This is a genomic window from Sphingobacterium sp. B29, from assembly GCF_001952815.1.
In the GTDB taxonomy this organism is placed as follows: Bacteria; Bacteroidota; Bacteroidia; order Sphingobacteriales; family Sphingobacteriaceae; genus Sphingobacterium; species Sphingobacterium siyangense.
In genome coordinates, this window is the sequence record NZ_CP019158.1 from 1,017,940 (window position 1) to 1,035,913 (window position 17,974).

Annotated in this window: 18 protein-coding genes; 7 read left to right on the top strand and 11 right to left on the bottom strand. The window is 38.9% G+C overall.

Annotated features, from left to right (window positions below; all coding sequences use genetic code 11):
* Positions 1 to 198: 198 nt before the first annotated feature.
* Complete coding sequence (locus tag BV902_RS04340) at positions 199 to 1,491, top strand: DUF3472 domain-containing protein (RefSeq protein ID WP_075990912.1); 1,293 nt, start codon at positions 199 to 201, stop codon at positions 1,489 to 1,491.
* A gap of 105 nt (positions 1,492 to 1,596) precedes the next feature.
* Here BV902_RS04340 and BV902_RS04345 read toward each other — a convergent pair whose 3' ends face one another.
* A complete protein-coding gene (locus BV902_RS04345) occupies positions 1,597 to 2,433 on the bottom strand; it encodes a hypothetical protein (RefSeq protein WP_075990913.1) in 837 nt (278 codons plus the stop codon).
* A gap of 273 nt (positions 2,434 to 2,706) precedes the next feature.
* On the opposite strand from BV902_RS04345, the gene BV902_RS04350 reads away from it, so the two are divergent.
* Genes BV902_RS04350 through BV902_RS04365 form a run of 4 tightly spaced genes read left to right on the top strand, consistent with a single transcriptional unit; the run spans position 2,707 to position 5,033 of the window.
* Positions 2,707 to 3,222, top strand: coding sequence for an RNA polymerase sigma factor (locus BV902_RS04350; protein WP_075990914.1), 516 nt, complete (start codon positions 2,707 to 2,709; stop codon positions 3,220 to 3,222).
* A 41-nt stretch (positions 3,223 to 3,263) separates the two neighbouring features.
* Positions 3,264 to 3,953 (top strand): hypothetical protein, encoded by a 690-nt coding sequence (locus BV902_RS04355; RefSeq protein WP_075990915.1) that lies wholly within the window; start codon positions 3,264 to 3,266, stop codon positions 3,951 to 3,953.
* 6 nt (positions 3,954 to 3,959) lie between these two features.
* Positions 3,960 to 4,481, top strand: a complete 522-nt coding sequence (locus BV902_RS04360; RefSeq protein ID WP_075990916.1) for a DUF4252 domain-containing protein — start codon at positions 3,960 to 3,962, stop codon at positions 4,479 to 4,481.
* A 6-nt stretch (positions 4,482 to 4,487) separates the two neighbouring features.
* Positions 4,488 to 5,033 (top strand): DUF4252 domain-containing protein, encoded by a 546-nt coding sequence (locus BV902_RS04365; protein ID WP_075990917.1) that lies wholly within the window; start codon positions 4,488 to 4,490, stop codon positions 5,031 to 5,033.
* Positions 5,034 to 5,125: 92 nt separating this feature from the next.
* Here the strand turns inward: BV902_RS04365 and hemL are convergent, their stop codons facing one another.
* The 6 genes from hemL to BV902_RS04395 all read right to left on the bottom strand — a co-directional run bounded on the left by hemL (position 5,126) and on the right by BV902_RS04395 (position 12,365).
* A complete protein-coding gene (gene hemL, locus BV902_RS04370; protein WP_075990918.1) occupies positions 5,126 to 6,436 on the bottom strand; it encodes a glutamate-1-semialdehyde 2,1-aminomutase in 1,311 nt (436 codons plus the stop codon).
* A gap of 87 nt (positions 6,437 to 6,523) precedes the next feature.
* The gene (locus tag BV902_RS04375; protein ID WP_075990919.1) at positions 6,524 to 6,916 is read right to left on the bottom strand and encodes a hypothetical protein; all 393 of its coding nucleotides are present in this window, start codon (positions 6,914 to 6,916) and stop codon (positions 6,524 to 6,526) included.
* 142 nt (positions 6,917 to 7,058) lie between these two features.
* Positions 7,059 to 8,027, bottom strand: coding sequence for a porphobilinogen synthase (gene hemB, locus BV902_RS04380; RefSeq protein ID WP_070561999.1), 969 nt, complete (start codon positions 8,025 to 8,027; stop codon positions 7,059 to 7,061).
* Between the two features lie 90 nt (positions 8,028 to 8,117).
* Positions 8,118 to 9,704, bottom strand: coding sequence for a hydroxymethylbilane synthase (gene hemC / locus BV902_RS04385; protein WP_075990920.1), 1,587 nt, complete (start codon positions 9,702 to 9,704; stop codon positions 8,118 to 8,120).
* A 360-nt stretch (positions 9,705 to 10,064) separates the two neighbouring features.
* Positions 10,065 to 11,306, bottom strand: a complete 1,242-nt coding sequence (gene hemA / locus BV902_RS04390) for a glutamyl-tRNA reductase (protein ID WP_075990921.1) — start codon at positions 11,304 to 11,306, stop codon at positions 10,065 to 10,067.
* A gap of 219 nt (positions 11,307 to 11,525) precedes the next feature.
* Positions 11,526 to 12,365, bottom strand: a complete 840-nt coding sequence (locus BV902_RS04395; protein ID WP_075990922.1) for a hypothetical protein — start codon at positions 12,363 to 12,365, stop codon at positions 11,526 to 11,528.
* A 221-nt stretch (positions 12,366 to 12,586) separates the two neighbouring features.
* On the opposite strand from BV902_RS04395, the gene BV902_RS04400 reads away from it, so the two are divergent.
* Positions 12,587 to 12,985: a hypothetical protein gene (locus BV902_RS04400; RefSeq protein WP_075990923.1), complete on the top strand. Its 399-nt coding sequence runs from the start codon at positions 12,587 to 12,589 to the stop codon at positions 12,983 to 12,985.
* Between the two features lie 137 nt (positions 12,986 to 13,122).
* Here BV902_RS04400 and BV902_RS04405 read toward each other — a convergent pair whose 3' ends face one another.
* The 4 genes from BV902_RS04405 to rbfA are packed head-to-tail and all read right to left on the bottom strand — an operon-like array spanning position 13,123 to position 15,905.
* Positions 13,123 to 13,773, bottom strand: a complete 651-nt coding sequence (locus tag BV902_RS04405; protein WP_075990924.1) for a hypothetical protein — start codon at positions 13,771 to 13,773, stop codon at positions 13,123 to 13,125.
* Positions 13,774 to 13,775: 2 nt separating this feature from the next.
* Positions 13,776 to 14,864, bottom strand: a complete 1,089-nt coding sequence (locus BV902_RS04410) for an aminotransferase class V-fold PLP-dependent enzyme (RefSeq protein ID WP_075990925.1) — start codon at positions 14,862 to 14,864, stop codon at positions 13,776 to 13,778.
* A complete protein-coding gene (aat, locus tag BV902_RS04415; RefSeq protein WP_075990926.1) occupies positions 14,857 to 15,504 on the bottom strand; it encodes a leucyl/phenylalanyl-tRNA--protein transferase in 648 nt (215 codons plus the stop codon). The genes BV902_RS04410 and aat overlap by 8 nt, the downstream gene beginning before the upstream one ends.
* A gap of 29 nt (positions 15,505 to 15,533) precedes the next feature.
* Positions 15,534 to 15,905 (bottom strand): 30S ribosome-binding factor RbfA, encoded by a 372-nt coding sequence (gene rbfA, locus BV902_RS04420; RefSeq protein ID WP_075990927.1) that lies wholly within the window; start codon positions 15,903 to 15,905, stop codon positions 15,534 to 15,536.
* 673 nt (positions 15,906 to 16,578) lie between these two features.
* Between rbfA and argH the strand changes: the two genes are divergently transcribed.
* Positions 16,579 to 17,910 (top strand): argininosuccinate lyase, encoded by a 1,332-nt coding sequence (gene argH / locus BV902_RS04425; protein WP_075990928.1) that lies wholly within the window; start codon positions 16,579 to 16,581, stop codon positions 17,908 to 17,910.
* The last annotated feature ends 64 nt before the right edge of the window (positions 17,911 to 17,974 follow it).

A 17,974-nucleotide genomic window follows, 5' to 3' on the forward strand; every position in this document is an offset into this window, starting at 1 on the left:
CAAACCGATACCATCTTTATTCAATAGTAAAGTGCAACAGAAAGATAGCTGATAAACTGAGTTTCAGAATAGCTAAAGGAGTTTGGTTTCGTGAAGTATTCGAGTTTAGCAGCATCTCGAATTCATGGCAAGCATTAATAACCGCAGGTAGTATAACTAGCCTAGGTTTGATATATAAATTGATAAAAAAAATAAAGTATGAAAAGAAAACACTTTATCCAGTATCTCTTTATGGGAGCTTTATCCTGTCTTTCGATAAGCAGTATAGCGCAAACAGTAGGGAAGACTTATGCCGTACCACTTGCCGGGAATGCTTTCATTACCGCAGGACAAGTTGGTGAAGCGGAAATTTCCGGTCGTAATGGCCTTGTAAAATGGTCAAGCGATCAGGAAGTGGTATCGGTTTATTTTAGGGCTCAAAAGGCGGGGAAATTGACTTTGAAACTGAAGGCAAAAAACGATGCTGGAAAATCCAAAATAGCAGTAGACGCTTTAGGAAAAAAGGCGATCGTGAATGTGGAAAGTACTGAGCTGTCGGAAACAGCGCCTCTGTCCATTGATGTAAAATCGCCCGGTTACGTTCAGGTTAATTTAAAAGGCTTAAGTAAATCGGGAAGCAATTTTGCCAATGTAACCGAATTGCTTGTGAGCGGCGAAGCGGCTTCGGGAGGTCTTCTGTTTTCCAATGATCCTGAGTATTACTATTGGTCCAGAAGAGGCCCTTCTTGTCATCTAAATTATACTGTTCCTACGGAGGGTAACGTTAGTTACTATTATAACGAAGTAACCGTCCCTCAAGGAGAAGATAAAGTTGGTTCCTATTTTATGGCGAATGGTTTTGGCGAAGGCTACTTTGGTATACAGGTTAATTCAGAAACCGAGCGACGTATCTTATTTTCCGTCTGGAGTCCATTCCACACAGATGATCCGAAAAGTATTCCAGATGAGCAAAAAATCCATCTACTAAAAAAAGGAAAGGATGTGCATTCGGGTGAGTTTGGAAATGAAGGGTCAGGCGGACAGAGTTACCGTAAGTACTTTTGGAAAGCAGGGGTAACCTATAAGTTTCTCTTGAAAGGCGTGCCCGATGGAAAAGGAAATACTGATTATACGGCTTGGTTTTTTGTACCCGAAGAGCATGCATGGAATGTGATCGCAAGCTTCAAACGTCCGCAGACAAACACCTACCTGAAACGATTCCATAGTTTCTTAGAGAACTTTAGTCCTAATCAAGGCTACCTGGGTAGAAAGGTTGAGTTTGGCAATCAATGGGTCTATGATGGACAATGGAAAGCTGTACAGGAGGCTTCTTTCAGTGTCGATAATACCTATCGTGCAAATCAACGCATTGATGCAATCGGCGGCATTACCAAAAACGGATACTTCCTTAGAAATGGTGGTTTCTTTAATGACGTTGTTAAGCCAGGAAGTAAGTTTGAATTCCGGAATAAAAATAATGCACCGAAAATTGATTTTGACAAACTGCCTTAATCAAAAAGGAATAAAGACAATGTCTTTTTGTCGCTCAAAGTTTGTCCTAAACACAAAAGAGACGCATTTTAATGCGACTCTTTTGTGTTTAGGACAGCCCTCAATTTATTTTTCAGACAGTTTGATATCACGTTCTACCGAAACATTATCTCCGGTAACAGCATTACCATCCTTATCCACTAGAGTCAATTTTACTTTATTGTTGCCCATTGGCAGCCCTTTTATCTCATATGGCCCCCATTTGTCCAATGTAAATGTCTGGCCATTGATATCTGCAATTATCTTGTTGCCGTCTGGAGCAAGTTTGGTATTGACTACGTAAAAATCTAACAGGAGATTTTTTGTTTCATCTCCTTTATACTCACCTTTAGGTCGAGAATAGAAAAGTGATGGTTCCTTTGGTGTTGCATCTGTCGTCAATTTACCCGTTGCATCAATCTTAAATTTTACCAATTTAGAAGCTTCAGTGGTTTTTATGGATTCATGATAGGATCTTGATAAAAATGAGAGCAGGTAATGTTCCGAATTTAACGGTACTGTTACGGAGTTCTCGGGCTTGTAAAGAGCCGTGTAAGGTTTATTGTCTAAAATAAAATGGATATGTTGTCCATCATGCGAATTTGCCATATGGGCAGCATGGGCATCATCGGTCATCTCAGTCAATTTGAAATTCTTGATCGCATATTTTACAGTTACTTTTGCGGAGTCTGTTCCTACCTTTTCTGCAGTGATCGAGGCGATCTGCAGATCAGCTCCAGGAAATTCTTTCGAGTCTGCAATAGGACTGACGGTGATTGAGTCCATTTTTTGTGCAGTATTTGTGTCGATACTGCTGCTTGAGTCAGCTCCACCTGTACTTTTCGTAGAAGAGTTGTTACACCCAACAGCGCCTACTAGGAGTGCTACTGCAGCAGTAATACCTGTAATTCTGTAATACTTCATAATTTTTTTTGTTTAATTTTTTAATCATTCAGCATCTTAAGTAACAGTCTATGTTCCTATTTTGTTTGTAATAAGGTTAAAAATAGGCTGTTTGGGCTACTTATTGAAGTTTAATACACAGTGAATTAAATATTTTTAAAAAAATAGTCATATTAGATGTAATAAATCGATCTGCTGAAATGTCTTGATTATATAAAAGGCACGGGTGATATTGAGATGGAGCATAAGCCGATTAAAAATTAAAATAGAGTAAGTCTCAATATTGACGATAACATGAATCAAGAGCAATTTAAAAATACCGTTTTCATCCATAAGGATAAGCTATTTCGCTTTGCGAAACGGATCTTGATTGATGATGACGAGGCTTTCGATGCGGTACAAAATGTGATGATGCGGTTGTGGCAATTAAAAGATCAGTTGCTTCAATACAAAAATATGGAAGCTTTCTGCATGCAGAGTGTGAAAAATGAAGCACTCAATCGTTTAAAAAGAGATAAGGTCCGGGCGGATTTTGTTGAACAGCATCAGGTTGTTGCGATGACCGAACATACCGTTGGGAATACGAAAGAAATTATTCTGGAGATGATCAATTCTCTTCCCGAAAAACAAAGGCTTGTTATGCATCTGCGCGATGTTGAGGATTATGATATCGATGAAATCGGTGAAGTATTGGAGATGGGAGAGTCAGCAGTCAGAGTTAATCTGATGCGTGCAAGACAAAAGGTAAAAGAACAATTGACAAAATTATTCGATTATGAAACCACGCGGATTTATTCAGGTAAAAAATAAACCCGATTGTTTCATCTTCTTTGAAAATAAGATATACAGTGATGAAAGATAAGAAATTAAAAGAATTGGAAGAGAAGTACTTTAATGGCCAGTCGTCATTAGAGGAAGAAAGAGTATTGAAAAACTCGGATAATGCTTTTTTTCAATCATTGAATCAGGAAAAAAATAAGACAATGGACTGGTCCTTTGAGGACTTCCAAAGTGAGATCAATGATGATAAGAAACGTATTGTGTGGTGGAATAATAGCTGGATAAAATATGCAGCAGCAGCCATGTTGGTAATGGCTATTGGAATTGCACTATTCCTAAATCAGGAATCAGCAATACAAGGACCTGTGCTCGCCAAAAAAGAAATGAGTGAGTCGAAGCCTGCCGATAAGAAGCTGCTTGACGATCAAAATATAGAAATAACAGCTCCCAAACTTAATGATGAGGTAAGTGCGGAGGACAGTGGAAAGGCGATGCGAACAGCAGAAACTTTTAAACGTCCAAAAGTAAAAAAACAGGCCAAAAATTGGATAGTGAAGAAAGAAGTCGTGACTGAAAGTTCGGAATTGACAACAGAAGAGTCCTACCGGGCAGATTATGTTGTTTTGAATGGGAAGCCTGTCGCGAATGAACAGGAAGCTGTTGAACTGACCCTAAAATCTTTGGGCTTACTGGCAAATAATCTGGAAAATGGTGTAGATAAAGCAATGAATATAAAACAAATGTCAATAACGATTAACTAAAATAAAATGAAAGGTTTTTTAATAGCTTGCCTTCTACTTGTAGCAAGTATGGCAAATGCACAAATTTCAAAATTGGATAAACTTTTTGAACAATATCAAGGAAAGAAAGGTGTAACGACACTCAAGATTGGGGCGCCGATGTTCAAACTATTGGGTAATTTGAAAATAGACGATGAGGATATGCAGACAATTACACCACTGCTTAAGAATGTTAAATCGTTGCGGATGCTGATTGTTGAGGATGGAGAAGATAAAGCTTTAACAGGTATTATTCGGGGGGCGGTGTCTAATTTAAAATATGAAGAGCTTATGTCACTCAACAGTGATGGGCAAGATATCCGATTCATGGTAGAAAATATGTCCGCAAATGCCGATATCCTAAACAATCTGTTACTTACAATCAATGGAGATGGGCAAAACCTATTTATGATCCTGGACGGGGCTATACCGTTGAAAGATGTGACTAGCTTGGTAAACGACGGGAATAATAAAGTGAATAAGAACAAAGGAGATAACAACAAAAAGTAGAAAATTATGAAAAGATTACTAACCTTGTTGTGCCTAGTTGGCGTTCTTTTCTCCATGCAATCATGCATGATAAAAAAAGCGTCCAATATGGACTTCGTCAGTCGGTCTAATGTATCTGACGATGCTGAGATTGTTGCGATTAATTTACCGATGTGGTTAACAAAACCCTTTATGAAAAAAGCCTTAAAGGATGATAATGATGAAGATACTCGTGCAATGGCCGAAATTGTAAAGAAATTGAAGAAATTCAGAATGCTGACACTGTCAAATAATGATAAAATAAAGAATGCGCGTATTTTGGACGATTACCATAAGTTTTTAAAGAAAAATAAATTTGAGGAACTTCTGGTTATTAACACCGATGGCCAGGAAATTTCGCTAAATGCTCGTATTGATAAGAACAATGTCATTCAGCGGGTTTCTTTATTGGTCCATGATGATGAAGATGAAAGTGTATTTATGGATATCAAAGGTAAGTTTTCGTTGGATGAGCTTATCGCCGGATTAAATAAGATGAAATCCAAAGATAAGAAGTTGGCAAACAAACTTTAATAAGTATGTTGATTTAAATCGAAACTTCCGCTAACCTCTAAAAAAAGCCCTCCAGTAATATACTGGAGGGCTTTTTTATAGTAGTTTGATTTTTATACGCTAAAGACAATGTCCAACGCATCAAAAATATGTTTTTTTGCCTGGTCAAGATCCGCTGCTGTATGTGCATCAGAAACAAAACCTACTTCATAGCCTGAAGGGCCAAAATAAACGCCGCGATTTAACAACTCGCGGTGCATAATTTTATAAGATTCCATCGATTTAGGATCGATTTCACTCGCTTTTTTAATTTCTTGCTGTTCTGTAAATGCAAACCAAAAAATAGAAGCAACATGGAAAAGTTGAACTTTATATCCTTTCTCAGCAATATAAGCACGCATATCATTGACAAAAGCTTCTGTTTTGGCATTTAAATTTGTGTAGAAATCCTTTTGAGCCAAGATACCCAATGCAGCAATGCCGGCAGCCATAGCAACTGGATTTCCGGATAAAGTTCCTGCTTGGTAAACGGCACCATCAGGAGATATACAGGCCATCAATTCTTTTGAGGCTCCATAAGCACCGACAGGCATTCCGCCACCAATAATTTTACCGTAGGTAATAATATCAGGTTGTACATCATAGTAAGCTGAAGCACCTTCAAAACCAATACGGAATCCTGTGATCACTTCATCCATAATCAACATTGCACCATGTTCTTTGGTGATATTACGTAAGAAGTGAACATACTCCTTAGATTGCAACAATAAGCCATTGTTTGCAGGTATACCCTCAATGATAACTGCCGCAATCTGATCTTTAAACTCTGCAAAAGCAGCTTCTAAAGCTTGCTTATCGTTTAATTCGATAACAATGGTTTCGTCTGCAAATGCTTTAGGTACACCGGCCGAAGATGTTTCACCAAAGGTTACCAGGCCAGAACCAGCTTTCACCAAAAGAGAATCGGAGTGCCCATGATAACAGCCATCAAATTTGATGATCTTATCACGTTTCGTATAGCCTCTAGCCAAACGGATAGCAGACATTACAGCCTCGGTGCCAGAACTGACAAAGCGAATTTTCTCAATAAATCGATTGTTTTCGATAATCAACTCAGCTAGTTGGTTCTCCAACGCAGTAGGAGCGCCAAAACTTAAGCCTTTCCCGAGTTGTGCCGCTACTGCTTCACGAACTTGATCATTATTGTGCCCTAAAATTAGAGGACCCCATGAACAACAAAAATCGATGAATTCATTGCCGTCCGCATCCCAAAGATGCGCCTTATCGCCACGTTCAATAAATAATGGGGTACCATATACGGATTTGAAGGCCCGAACAGGAGAGTTTACGCCTCCAGGGAAATATTGTTTTGCTTTTTCAAATAGCTCAGCAGATTTTGCTCTTGAAATATCAGGTGCTTGCATAGTCTATGTATTTGAATGCGAAGTTATCTTTTTTTGAGAAGATAAGTCTCATAGAAACGTAAGGAATCCATAATAGCCTGATATTAGCTATTTAAATTGAGTAATAGTGTCCTTTTTTAGCAATTGTATTTCTTGTTTATTGACAAACAGGATAATCTCATTGGCCGACTTAATTTCAATCTCAAAAGCCGTCTTATTATCATTATATTTTCCAAAAAGGTTTGGACTAAAAAAGTACCCACTGAATTTTTTGCTATCTAATATTGCAAAATTGCCCACTTTTTGATGAACTGAAGTTGGGGGACTTTGAGGGTTTGAATTTGAAAAGGTGAAAAAGGCGTCGCCATTCTTATTAAATATGATTGATTTCAATTTAGCGTTGGCCGCAATCCAATTGCCTTCTAAAAAGGAGTAAAATGTATGTTCATGTACGGAAGGAGCCGATAACAGGAAACTGCTGATTATAATACTTTTTAACATAATAAGGTGGATTATAATTTTCTGTTTGACCGCAATGTAATAAAAAGGTTTAAATAATATTTTAAAAAAAGCAGAAGCTCGGAAATGACTTCCCGAGCTTCTGTAAGTTATATTCCGATTATCGAAGATAATTTGGAAGTTATTAAATAAAACCTTTCTCCAATACTTCTTTGGAGTGGTAGGATAAGATTGCTGTAGCGCCAGCACGTCTGAAGCTCAATAACGTTTCTAGAATGACACGTTCGTCTAACCAGCCGTTTTGAATAGCCGCCTTTAACATCGCATATTCTCCGCTGACATTATACACCGCAATTGGCAGATCGAAGTTGTCTGCAAGAAGTTTAACGATATCTAAGTAGGGAAGTCCTGGTTTTACCATCAGAAAATCTGCTCCTTCCTGTGCATCGAGCTGTGCTTCGATAAGAGCCTCTTTTGCATTGGCAGGATTCATCTGGTAGGTCTTTTTATCGCCATGCTTGGGCGCCGAGCCTAAGGCATCTCTAAAAGGACCATAATAGGCCGAAGCATATTTTGCCGTATAGGACATCAAAGAAACGTTTGTAAAACCATTATGGTCCAATAGCTCACGGATGTAACCGATGCGACCATCCATCATATCTGATGGAGCAATGATATCTGCACCTGATTGCGCATGTGCCAAAGCCATCTTGCCCAATACCTCTAATGTCTCATCGTTTAGGATCTCACCGTTTTCGACAATTCCATCGTGCCCATCACTGCTGTAAGGGTCCATAGCAACATCCGTTACGATACAAGCTTCCGGAAAATTTTTCTTTACAGCTGCAATCGCACGTAAGTATAAACTTCCATCACGGTAGCTTTCTGTAGCATATTTGTCTTTTAAGGACTCTTCAATGTTAGGGAAAAGATCAAATGAGCGTAAGCCCAACTTTAGGCAACTTTCCACTTCTTTCAATAGATTGTCTATTGAATAGCGATAGATGCCAGGCATCGATTTAACCTCAGTTTTTTGATTTTGCCCATCGACGATAAAAAGTGGGAAAATCAAATTTGACGCGTCTAAACGTGTCTCTTGAATCATGTCGCGAATCACGGCAGATTTACGATTTCTTCTCGGACGTTGTAACATTATATTAAGATTATTTATGATCTATGTTGTTTATTTCAACGTCAGTGGAATCGTTTACCGACGTTGAAATACAAACTACTTTATATGATTCTAATACTCCAATCCAAAAACGGCTTCAGAAAGACCTATTTCATCTGGAGAATAAGGAAGTGTATAAGGGACATTCATCTCATCAAACTTTGCACCGGTAGAGCGGCCAATACAGATTACTTTCTGGCCCGGTTCCAACAAATTGTCCGCAAAATAAGCTTCCACGTTGCTTGGGCTGGTAAAGACCAATACCTCCGCATTGGATGGATCTACATTTTCTTCTAAGACCGTTTCGTATACCGGTATATTGATGATTTTCGTCTCTGGGCTTAACGCTTTTTGAATTGTTTCCAAAGATTCTTTCGCACGTGGAATAAGCACGGTACCACCATTGGCCAATTCAGCAAATTTCTTCGCAATTTCCTCCATATTGATGCCCTCACTGTCGCCAGAGAAATCAGCAACGCGGTCATATTTACGCAAAATCTCCTCCGAGCCGCGGCCAATGACACCGATCTTTGTCTTTTTGCTCAAACGAGGCTCTAAATTGAAAAAGTGCTCAATACCATTTTTGCTTGAAAATATAATCCAGTCAACATGTTTTAGGATAAAAGGATCCAGTTTATTGATAATAGGGAATATTTTGATCAAAGAGCGGCCCTCAATAGTAATATTGTGCTTGGCCATTGCTCTTGCGAAATAGGAATTTTCGTCTACCTCCCGGGAGATAAATACAGATTGTGGCAGCTTTCTATCCTTTGCATACTTATTGAAAATGCGCTCCGCTAAACGTGTCGCATCGGTATCTCTAAGGTAAACACGATCAGGGAAATCTTCACTTGTTTCAGCAATAGAGGCCCAAGCTTCGTATTCGTCACCGCTTTTGCGGCAATAACAGCCAAGTGGCGCATGACATCCTGCATCAAATTTATTTAATACCAAACGTTCTACGGAGATTGTTTGTGCTACTTCTTCATTGTTCAAGGGCTGTAAAGCTTCAAAAAGTTCCCTGTCAACCTCACGGATCTGAATAGCAAGTACCCCTTGCGCTGGTGCCGGAATAATTTCAACGGGAGGAATCTCCTCCACATGAAAATCTGTAATATCCATTTCAATACGGCTAATACCTGCTTTTGCAAGTACTATGGCATCATATTGCTCATCACGTAGTTTTTGGATTCTTGTCTGCAAATTACCACGGAGATCGTCAAATTCTAGATCAGGACGTAGTGCCGAGATCTGCGCTTTTCTACGGTTAGATGATGTTCCAACTGTCGCATTGTGCTTTAATGAGAGACGTTTTTTGATATCCACACAATCTTTGTGGATAATTAATAATTCAGCTGGATCTTCGCGCTCAGAAACCGCTGCAATGATCAATCCTGGAGGATTGACCGTAGGTAAATCTTTGTGTGAGTGTACAGCTAAATCAATGGTCCCGCTTAAAAGCTCTTCCTCAAGCTCTTTAGTGAAAAATCCTTTGCCTTCTAATTTATCCAAACGAAGGTGTTGAATAATATCACCTTGTGTTTTAATGACTTTTAATTCTGCTTCAATTCCGATTTCTGCCAATCGATCTTTTACAAAATTTGCCTGCCACATGGCAAGAACGCTTCCCCGGGTACCGATAATTAGTTTTCTATTCACGTTAATTTTACTTTACCTATTAAAACAATCACAAAGATGCTCCACCGGTAGCTACGTATTCAACTAGCACAGAATGTGTTTCAATTCAATTGAGCCCCGGAAAATGAACAATTTCGGAAAAATGTGTTTAATACCATTAATCAGAGCAAAAATAAATAAATAGAAGGAATATGTTGACACGTTACTGTCATTATATGTCAGGAAATAATTGATAAACCGAAATTTATGGGAAACAGTCAAATGGTAGCTCCATGGGGTGTGAGCAGAGCACATTCAGCGAGTAGAATAACCTCAGTACAAAACCTAGGTGATAATAATAAAAAGTCGAAGGAAATCACTGCTCCAAGAGCAGGTTTAGTGTTAGTTCTTTTCCGTTTCTGGAGTTTTAACCAAAATTTCTTTCGCCATAACCATTGGAACCTTGATGTATTTCTTTTCCATATAGTTGATGACTTTTTCCAAGACCTCTCTCGCTTCGGGGGTTAGGGCTTGAACCTCTTGGGCAAAAACCTCATTTAGAGCGAATGATTTAATTTCTTTAATCTTCTCAGGAACCTCACGCATAGCAACTTCTACGCGTCGCTGTTTAATTAAAGGTAAAAATTCTTGGATATTGTCCTGGATAATCTTTTCGGCACTCTCCAATTCATTATAACGCTCTTGGATGTTTTTCTCCGCAATAGCTTGTAAGCTGCTCACTTCGATATAATGAATCGGATTATTTTGGAGAACTTCAGCATCAACATCATTCGGAACGGCTAAGTCAATGATAATTTTCTTATCAGTCTCTCCGTTTAATAACGATTGGTAAAGTGTGTTGTCAATAATGGAGGTAGGCGCACCTGTACAAGTAATCAGAATATCAAAGCCTTCTTTGTACTGATCAATATCAGCCAAGGGGTAAGCTTCAGCATTTAATTCTTCGGCTAGGGCCTTTGCATTCTCCACTGTGCGGTTGAAAATAACGAACTTAGCTTTTTGGTTCTTCTGGAAATATTTTGCTAAATTCTGATTGGTTTCTCCAGAACCAATGATGACGATTCTAGGGTTTTCAACCAGTTTTAATTCGCGTAATTTGCGATAGGCAAGAGAGACAACTGAAATTGGGTTTCTGGAAATTTTAGTATAGGTGTATACTTCTTTAGCAGTTTTTACGAGACGATCCATCATCAGACGTAGAAAATCTCCAGTAAAACCAGCTTCTCTACAACGATCATATGCGCGACGTACCTGTGCCAAAATTTCTTTTTCACCAACAACAAGACTTTCAAGTGAACATGACATCCGAAGCAGGTGATTTAAAGCATCCATACCCTCGTATTTGTTGACCTGTCCCAAGTAACATTGTAGTCTTTCCTGAGGAACACAGAAGTTTAATTTCCCCATAAAATCAGCAATGAATTCATGGGTCAATTCATGAGCACCATAAAATACAAACTCTACTCGGTTACAAGTACCAATATAAAAGATCTCTGGAATGTCTAGGCTATGCTTTAGATTGATGAGGCGACTTTCTAAATCCTCATTGCAGATCACTAGATTACCTAGATCTTTTAGTTCGACATGTTTATGAGTAAACGCTAATACTTTAAGATTTTTCAAAGCTCTAATCCCTCGCTTATATTTAACGGTACAAATGTAGCTTAAAAGCTTTGTGCTTGTGTCAAAAATCTGTCAAAGGGATTAATTTAGAAAGATTTTAAATAGCTGTTTTTTCTATTTAATAATCTGTTTTATAATTACTTATGTTATAGCTTGATGCTAAATGATTTTCGTCACGATAGATCGTGACGAAAATTTTAAGCGATAAAATACGATAATCTATTCTTTAATACCCGTATTTGTGCTTGCAGAGTCGATGGTAACATCTTCCAATTCTTCCACATAAGGTTCTTCTTCAGAAGTAGTAGCTTCTTGAATTTCACTATCACTATATTGATAATAGCTGTCGAAGGTCTTGCTGCTTTTATTGTAAATTAATGCGTACTTGGAGTTTTTGTTCTTGACAATAATTCCATCGGCAGGAGCAGGTACTAACTTCATCTCGTCCATAAAAATTTTCTGTCCCTTTTTGAAGCTGTTAATGAGTGGCAGTTCGCTTGAATATTCCTTCCAGAATAAAATATCGCCTTTTGCCGATATGATCCAGATGGCACTACTCTGGTAGTCGTTCTTTTCTACTAGGAAAGCCATTTCTTTATTCCAACTGTCTGAATCGTTGCGATCTGTAAAGTTTCCATAGCAGAAAACAGATTTAGCCCGATCTTTTATCCGGGTAAACTTGTATATAGGTTTATCATCTACGGGCTCTAGGTAGCTATTGCCCATAAATATCTTTGTAATCCCCCTTCTGTAGCGTAATGGAATGTTGTCGTATTCCGGAAGAGTGAAGATTGCATTATTCCAATGTTGATAGTCTTCTAATGAACTCCATCCATCAGCATCTTCCAGGTCTTTGGGATCGGCATTGTCAAATCCGACGGCAGCCGTGGCGGCACTGTCTACCTGCAAGCCGTCGAAAGCTTGTCGCTGGCTATAATTGTAATACCCGCCACCCGCTAGAATAACCAATAGGACGGCGCCAATAATGATATATACCCTTTTCTTTTTATTTGGCTGTGCGGGTTGTTCTGCAGCGATTTCTTCAACTTCTCTTTTCATGTTTATTGTTCGGCTTAATGCTAAAAATTATACTCATCTCTTTTAAACAAGAGAAAAATAAGGTTTAAATTACTGATATTCTTTTTGTTAGCTTTGTTTTTTATTTGTTCTAAGCGTTAATTGCGCTTAAAAATAGAATAATTTTTCAAAAAGTGAAATACAAGTTATATATGTGTCAATATTCAACTTATATTCGTAGCAGTTTTAAAGGAATTTGAATCATGATTATTATCAAAAAATACGTTGCCATCGTTGGACTAGTCATTTCTTTTTTGTCCAGCATGACGCCGTTCTTAAAAGTGCCTATTAAAGGAAATTGGAATTTATATCAGGTAGATGCCTATTTATTCTTTATTACATTACTTATTCTGGGGGTGACGGCCCTTTTATTTTTTGTTCGTGCAGTTCGAGCTTATCAATGGATGACTCGATTAGCCGCCTGCTGGTACCTGTTGAGTATAACAGCGGTCTGGTTTAAGATCAATAACTATTTCGGTTGGGGATTTGCCGATAAATTGCTTTCTAAATCCTTGCACATGCGCTGGGGCTGGGTTGTCTATTTGATTGGAATCTTACTGTTATTGTTGAGTACCAAGAAGGTTTCTGCGACAACTGAATAAAATAAAGCCGTTTGTCCAAATAAAACTTTCATGACTTCGCAGACACCAACAGCAATCAAAGCGGACTGGAGGTTCTTTCTGGCCAATAAAATCAAGCAGTTTCAGAAAAAAAATAAGCTAGATGAAATTCATCTAGCTTATTTTTTGTTTGGACGATGCGGTACGAAATGACTTTTCAGCTTGTCCAATCCTAAATCCTCTTCAATCTTATCCAGTTCGTAAGACCATATCTTTTCATCCAAAATTTCGTTAAGGACTTTTGGATTAGTAAGATCTACAGGACGAACACGTTGTTCTCTGTTGATTGGTGAGGTCAGTTCCTGCAAACTGCCGCTATGACGTATGATCTGAAAACGGAAGGTAGGCCATTTACCAACATTTGCAAAGTTGCCTGTGTAAAACTGCATAGCGTCATGCGGTGGTATCTTATTACTGAAAATACCTTTCACTTTATTCGCTGTCGCTTCAGATACAGATACCAGGAGTTCAAAGCTCGTTTCATTGATGATGTGTAATTTGGCAAGTCCATCTTTGTGATCTCCCGAGATTGCCAAAAGTATTCCTTTTTCGATAAATCGATGTGGTGTCAGTGGTGTCGCATGCCGGTCAAGTTCATCATCTGCGCGACGCATATTACCGAAGACAAGGGTGATTTTATCCATTGGCACCGGAATCTCAAAACCAGTGTCGTCTGTAACGCCTACAATATCGTTGGGCTGCATGGATGTGATATGCCCTTCAATGGGTTCATCGACAAACCGTACTAAGTCGCCTATTCTAAATTTCATGTTTACTTTACTTTTGTGTCAATAATATATAGTAGCTTCTCAAGGTCCGCGTGATCATTGTATAAATGAAATCCGACACGGATTCCCGAACCTCGGGGAAAGCATTTTATGCCCTCATCCAGGAGTGTTTGATAATTGTCTGGGTTGATCTGAATATTGAAAATATTACTCTGTGGACGTCTATTGATGATGCTGTCCAATAACAGTTTTCTGTCGGCAAGTTCTGTGCGGGCATCTTCGATCAATTTTTGGGTATAGGCCACAGTTTCGGCAAAGCCCCATTCCTCCAATTGAAGAAGAGACTGCTGTAGCGTTCCGTGCGATAGGGTGTCCAAATGCCCTGGTTCAAAACAGAGTTGTACCACAGATTTATTCATCCATTGCTTGTTGAGGAAGCTGTAATTTTTTTGGATATCCGCATAAAGCATCGCTTTGAGTCTTTCGCTTAAGAGCACAAAACCATTACCAAAACCTGCCATAAGCCATTTGTATCCACTTGATAATACGGCGTCAAAGCCAGAAAGTGCGAAATCAAAAAGATCCGTCCCTAAATATTGGGTGCCGTCGCCTACAATCAACAACTCGGGATGCTGATGCTTTAATTCCTGTATGAAGGATAGATCTATTTTTAACCCCGAAATATATTGAACAATGGAAAGGATGAGAACATCTGGTTTGAATGTTGCTATTGTGTCCAATAAATTCGTTTCCAATTGTTCGTCCATCGTGACAAATTGGTGTTCAAAACCACTTAATATCGTCGGAAAATTAACGGAAGGATAATCATTATTCAGTAATAAAACCTTAGCTTGTTTTGGTAAACCTGCCAATAGCGCATTGAAGGCAAAGGAAAAACAACTTGATAAGAAGACATTTTGGGAAGGGCAATTGAAAAATTTACCGAGTGTATCCCGACAGGCATCTAAAGTTGCGCCTTGCTGTTCGCGTAAGGTGCTGTTCGCGTCGAAGAAATCTTGATCTCTTTTAGCGCGCCAGGCCTTTGTTTCACGTGAAAGTAAGCCGGATCCTGGTGTGGTGAGGTAAGTTACCGCTGAAGCGATGTCAAAATGTTTACGATAGGGACTACTCATGTCTTTGGTCTTTTGTTAGTATTGCTAAATAATCTGTCAAGGAGAGGTATTCTCCGCCCATGCTTTCCAAATGATCTGTGTGAAATTGGCAATCAATTAAACAAAGTTCAATTTCTTGGGCGAGATAAATCAGAGCCGCTTTCGAAGCGTTGGCGACTTTTGAAAACATGCTTTCGCCACAAAAGACACCATTGATTAACACACCATAAAGCCCCCCAACCAGTATACTATCTTGCCAAACTTCCACCGAATGTGCATAACCCAGCTCCGCAAGTTTACTATATGCTTCGATCATGTCCTGTGTTATCCAGGTTCCAGTCTGATCTTTTCTATTCATAGTTGCGCAAAGCTGAATGACTTCTTTAAAGCTGCGGTCTATCGATAAGGAAAATGTTTTTTTCCGGAGAACACTCGCCATGCTCTTGCTGATCTTGATCTTGGACGGATCGATCACAAATCGGGGATTTGGGGCATACCAAAGTATCGGGCTATCATCACTGAACCAGGGGAAAATTCCGTTACTATAGGCCAGTAGCAAACGATCTACCGAAAGATCTCCTCCTACGGCGAGTAAACCATCTTCTTCTGCATAGCTTGGGTGTGGAAACTCCAGTCTTTTAGTATCCAGTTCAAATACCATGGTTACTTAACATGCTGCGATAGATGGTATTATTCTGGTTGACGCGGTTCTTTGCCTATCTCTTCAAATAGTTTATCCATGTGTTCAACATATTCGTTGGTATCATCGAGGAAGAACTCCAATTGAGGAACAATCTTTACCTGGTTCTTAATTTTTGCACCCAGTTTATAGCGTATTTCAGATGTTTTGAAACGAATGGCCTTAATATCCTCCTGTGCCGTTTTTGTGTTTAAAAAGCTCACGTAAACGCGGGCAATCGCTAAATCCGGCGTAACACGAACCCGTGTAACCGTAATAAATGCTCCAGGAGCCCATGAATTACCTTCGCGTTGAAATAATGCTGCTAAATCCTGTTGAATCACCCCAGCAAAACGTTGCTGTCTCTTGCTTTCTGTTCCCATCGTATACGTTTTATGTTGAATATTCTCAATTATGTCAAACAAAAATAGCCAAAATTTCAATTAAAAGAGAAATTTGGCTTGACCTCTTGTCGCTTACTTGACAAAAAATATACAATAAACCATCGATTGGTAGCGAACGGATTATAGCTTTGAAAACAATAAAATAAGCAGCACAAGAAAAAAGGCACATCTTGGTTTGACGTGCCTTTAAATTTCGATTCACAATTGGTTAGGTAATTTCTTTCAAGTTTTAAGACTTTGGGGTCTATCATATTTGGTTTGAAATTTCGGTGTATTTAAAGCGGTAAGTATTTACTAACCTTACCATCTTCTATTTTTTCATCTCCCTTACACTACAAACATAGGAATACTTAAAAAACTGACAAAATAACTTTTAAAAATAAAGTGAGTGGTTACTTATAATGTGTGTTTATCGCGATTTAACAAACTTTTAACATTTAATTTTTTTTTGTAACGGCCCTTTTTTTTCACGAGATTTTTTGTTTTTCATCAAATTGTCCGAGCAAAATGTATGCAATCTTTGCATTGATATAACCATTTGCAATTGGTATTTTTGTAAAAATTGTATGTGATAGAATTATCAGGAGCTTCAATCAACGCTAAACCGACCAAGGGCTTTTGATAATAACGGGATCAAAAAGAAATTATACGAATGAAAATCTGGCAAAAAAATATAGATGTCGATTCTTTTGTAGAATCGTTTACGGTCGGCAATGACCGCGTAATGGACCTGCAACTTGCTGCTGCGGATGTTTTGGGTTCATTGGCCCATACACGCATGTTGAATAGCATAAATCTGATGACCGATGAGGATCTAGTGCTTGTACAAAAAGAACTGAAAAATATCTATAAAGAAATTTTAGCCGGTGACTTTCGTATTGAGGACTCGGTAGAAGATGTGCATTCACAGGTCGAAATGCTGCTTACACAGCGTATTGGAGAGGCAGGTAAGAAAATTCACTCCGGCAGATCCCGTAATGACCAGGTTTTAGTCGATCTAAAATTATACTTCCGCTCAGAGATTCAGCATATCATCCAGAATACAGAAGCTCTTTTTAATGAATTGATCCAACTCAGCGAGCGATATAAGCATATTCTGATTCCGGGATACACGCACTTGCAGATTGCAATGCCTTCATCTTTTGGATTATGGTTTGGTGCTTACGCAGAAAGCCTTGTTGATGATCTGGAGATGATGCGTGCCGCCTGGAAGGTCTGTAATAAGAATCCTTTAGGATCTGCTGCAGGCTATGGATCATCTTTTCCATTAAATAGAACGATGACGACGCAATTGCTGGGATTTGAAGACCTAAATTACAATGTGGTTTATGCACAGATGGGGAGAGGTAAGACCGAACGTATCTTGGCACAGGGCATGAGTTCCATCGCGGCGACATTGGCCAAATTTGCAATGGACGTATGTCTGTATATTAATCAAAATTTTGGCTTTATCTCCTTTCCGGCACATTTAACGACGGGATCGAGCATCATGCCGCATAAAAAGAATCCAGATGTCTTTGAGTTGATCCGTTCACGCTGTAATAAGATACAGGCATTGCCAAATGAAATTGCGTTGATGACTACCAACCTGCCGTCTGGTTATCATAGAGATCTTCAATTGTTAAAGGAAAATTTATTCCCGGCTTTTAAATCGCTGAATGAATGTCTTGAAATAGCAACTTTCATGTTGGAAAACATTTCCGTTAAAGAGAATATCTTGGACGATCCAAAATACGATTATTTGTTCTCTGTTGAAGTCGTGAACAACGAGGTTCTGAAAGGGGTTCCTTTCCGGGAGGCCTACAGGACTATCGGCATTGATATCGATGAAGGCCGTTTCAAGCCATCAAAAGAGGTAAACCATACGCACGAAGGAAGCATTGGAAATCTATGCAATGATCAGATTCAACGTATGTTCGGAGAGGTCAAAGCAACTTTTGGTTTTGAAAAAGTCGAATCAGCATTGGATGATCTTTTAAAATAAAAAATGTGCTGTGGCCCTACAAAGGAAACAGCACATCAACATAAAACGGCCGGTAAGCACATGC

Bases quoted from the DNA above. Each gene is read 5' to 3' on its own strand.
- BV902_RS04340 (WP_075990912.1), top strand. From the start codon at position 199: ATGAAAAGAAAACACTTTATCCAGTATCTCTTTATGGGAGCTTTATCC.
- BV902_RS04345 (WP_075990913.1), bottom strand. From the start codon at position 2,433: ATGAAGTATTACAGAATTACAGGTATTACTGCTGCAGTAGCACTCCTA.
- BV902_RS04350 (WP_075990914.1), top strand. From the start codon at position 2,707: ATGAATCAAGAGCAATTTAAAAATACCGTTTTCATCCATAAGGATAAG.
- BV902_RS04355 (WP_075990915.1), top strand. From the start codon at position 3,264: ATGAAAGATAAGAAATTAAAAGAATTGGAAGAGAAGTACTTTAATGGC.
- BV902_RS04360 (WP_075990916.1), top strand. From the start codon at position 3,960: ATGAAAGGTTTTTTAATAGCTTGCCTTCTACTTGTAGCAAGTATGGCA.
- BV902_RS04365 (WP_075990917.1), top strand. From the start codon at position 4,488: ATGAAAAGATTACTAACCTTGTTGTGCCTAGTTGGCGTTCTTTTCTCC.
- hemL (WP_075990918.1), bottom strand. From the start codon at position 6,436: ATGCAAGCACCTGATATTTCAAGAGCAAAATCTGCTGAGCTATTTGAA.
- BV902_RS04375 (WP_075990919.1), bottom strand. From the start codon at position 6,916: ATGTTAAAAAGTATTATAATCAGCAGTTTCCTGTTATCGGCTCCTTCC.
- hemB (WP_070561999.1), bottom strand. From the start codon at position 8,027: ATGTTACAACGTCCGAGAAGAAATCGTAAATCTGCCGTGATTCGCGAC.
- BV902_RS04395 (WP_075990922.1), bottom strand. From the start codon at position 12,365: ATGAAAAGAGAAGTTGAAGAAATCGCTGCAGAACAACCCGCACAGCCA.
- BV902_RS04400 (WP_075990923.1), top strand. From the start codon at position 12,587: ATGATTATTATCAAAAAATACGTTGCCATCGTTGGACTAGTCATTTCT.
- BV902_RS04405 (WP_075990924.1), bottom strand. From the start codon at position 13,773: ATGAAATTTAGAATAGGCGACTTAGTACGGTTTGTCGATGAACCCATT.
- BV902_RS04410 (WP_075990925.1), bottom strand. From the start codon at position 14,864: ATGAGTAGTCCCTATCGTAAACATTTTGACATCGCTTCAGCGGTAACT.
- aat (WP_075990926.1), bottom strand. From the start codon at position 15,504: ATGGTATTTGAACTGGATACTAAAAGACTGGAGTTTCCACACCCAAGC.
- rbfA (WP_075990927.1), bottom strand. From the start codon at position 15,905: ATGGGAACAGAAAGCAAGAGACAGCAACGTTTTGCTGGGGTGATTCAA.
- argH (WP_075990928.1), top strand. From the start codon at position 16,579: ATGAAAATCTGGCAAAAAAATATAGATGTCGATTCTTTTGTAGAATCG.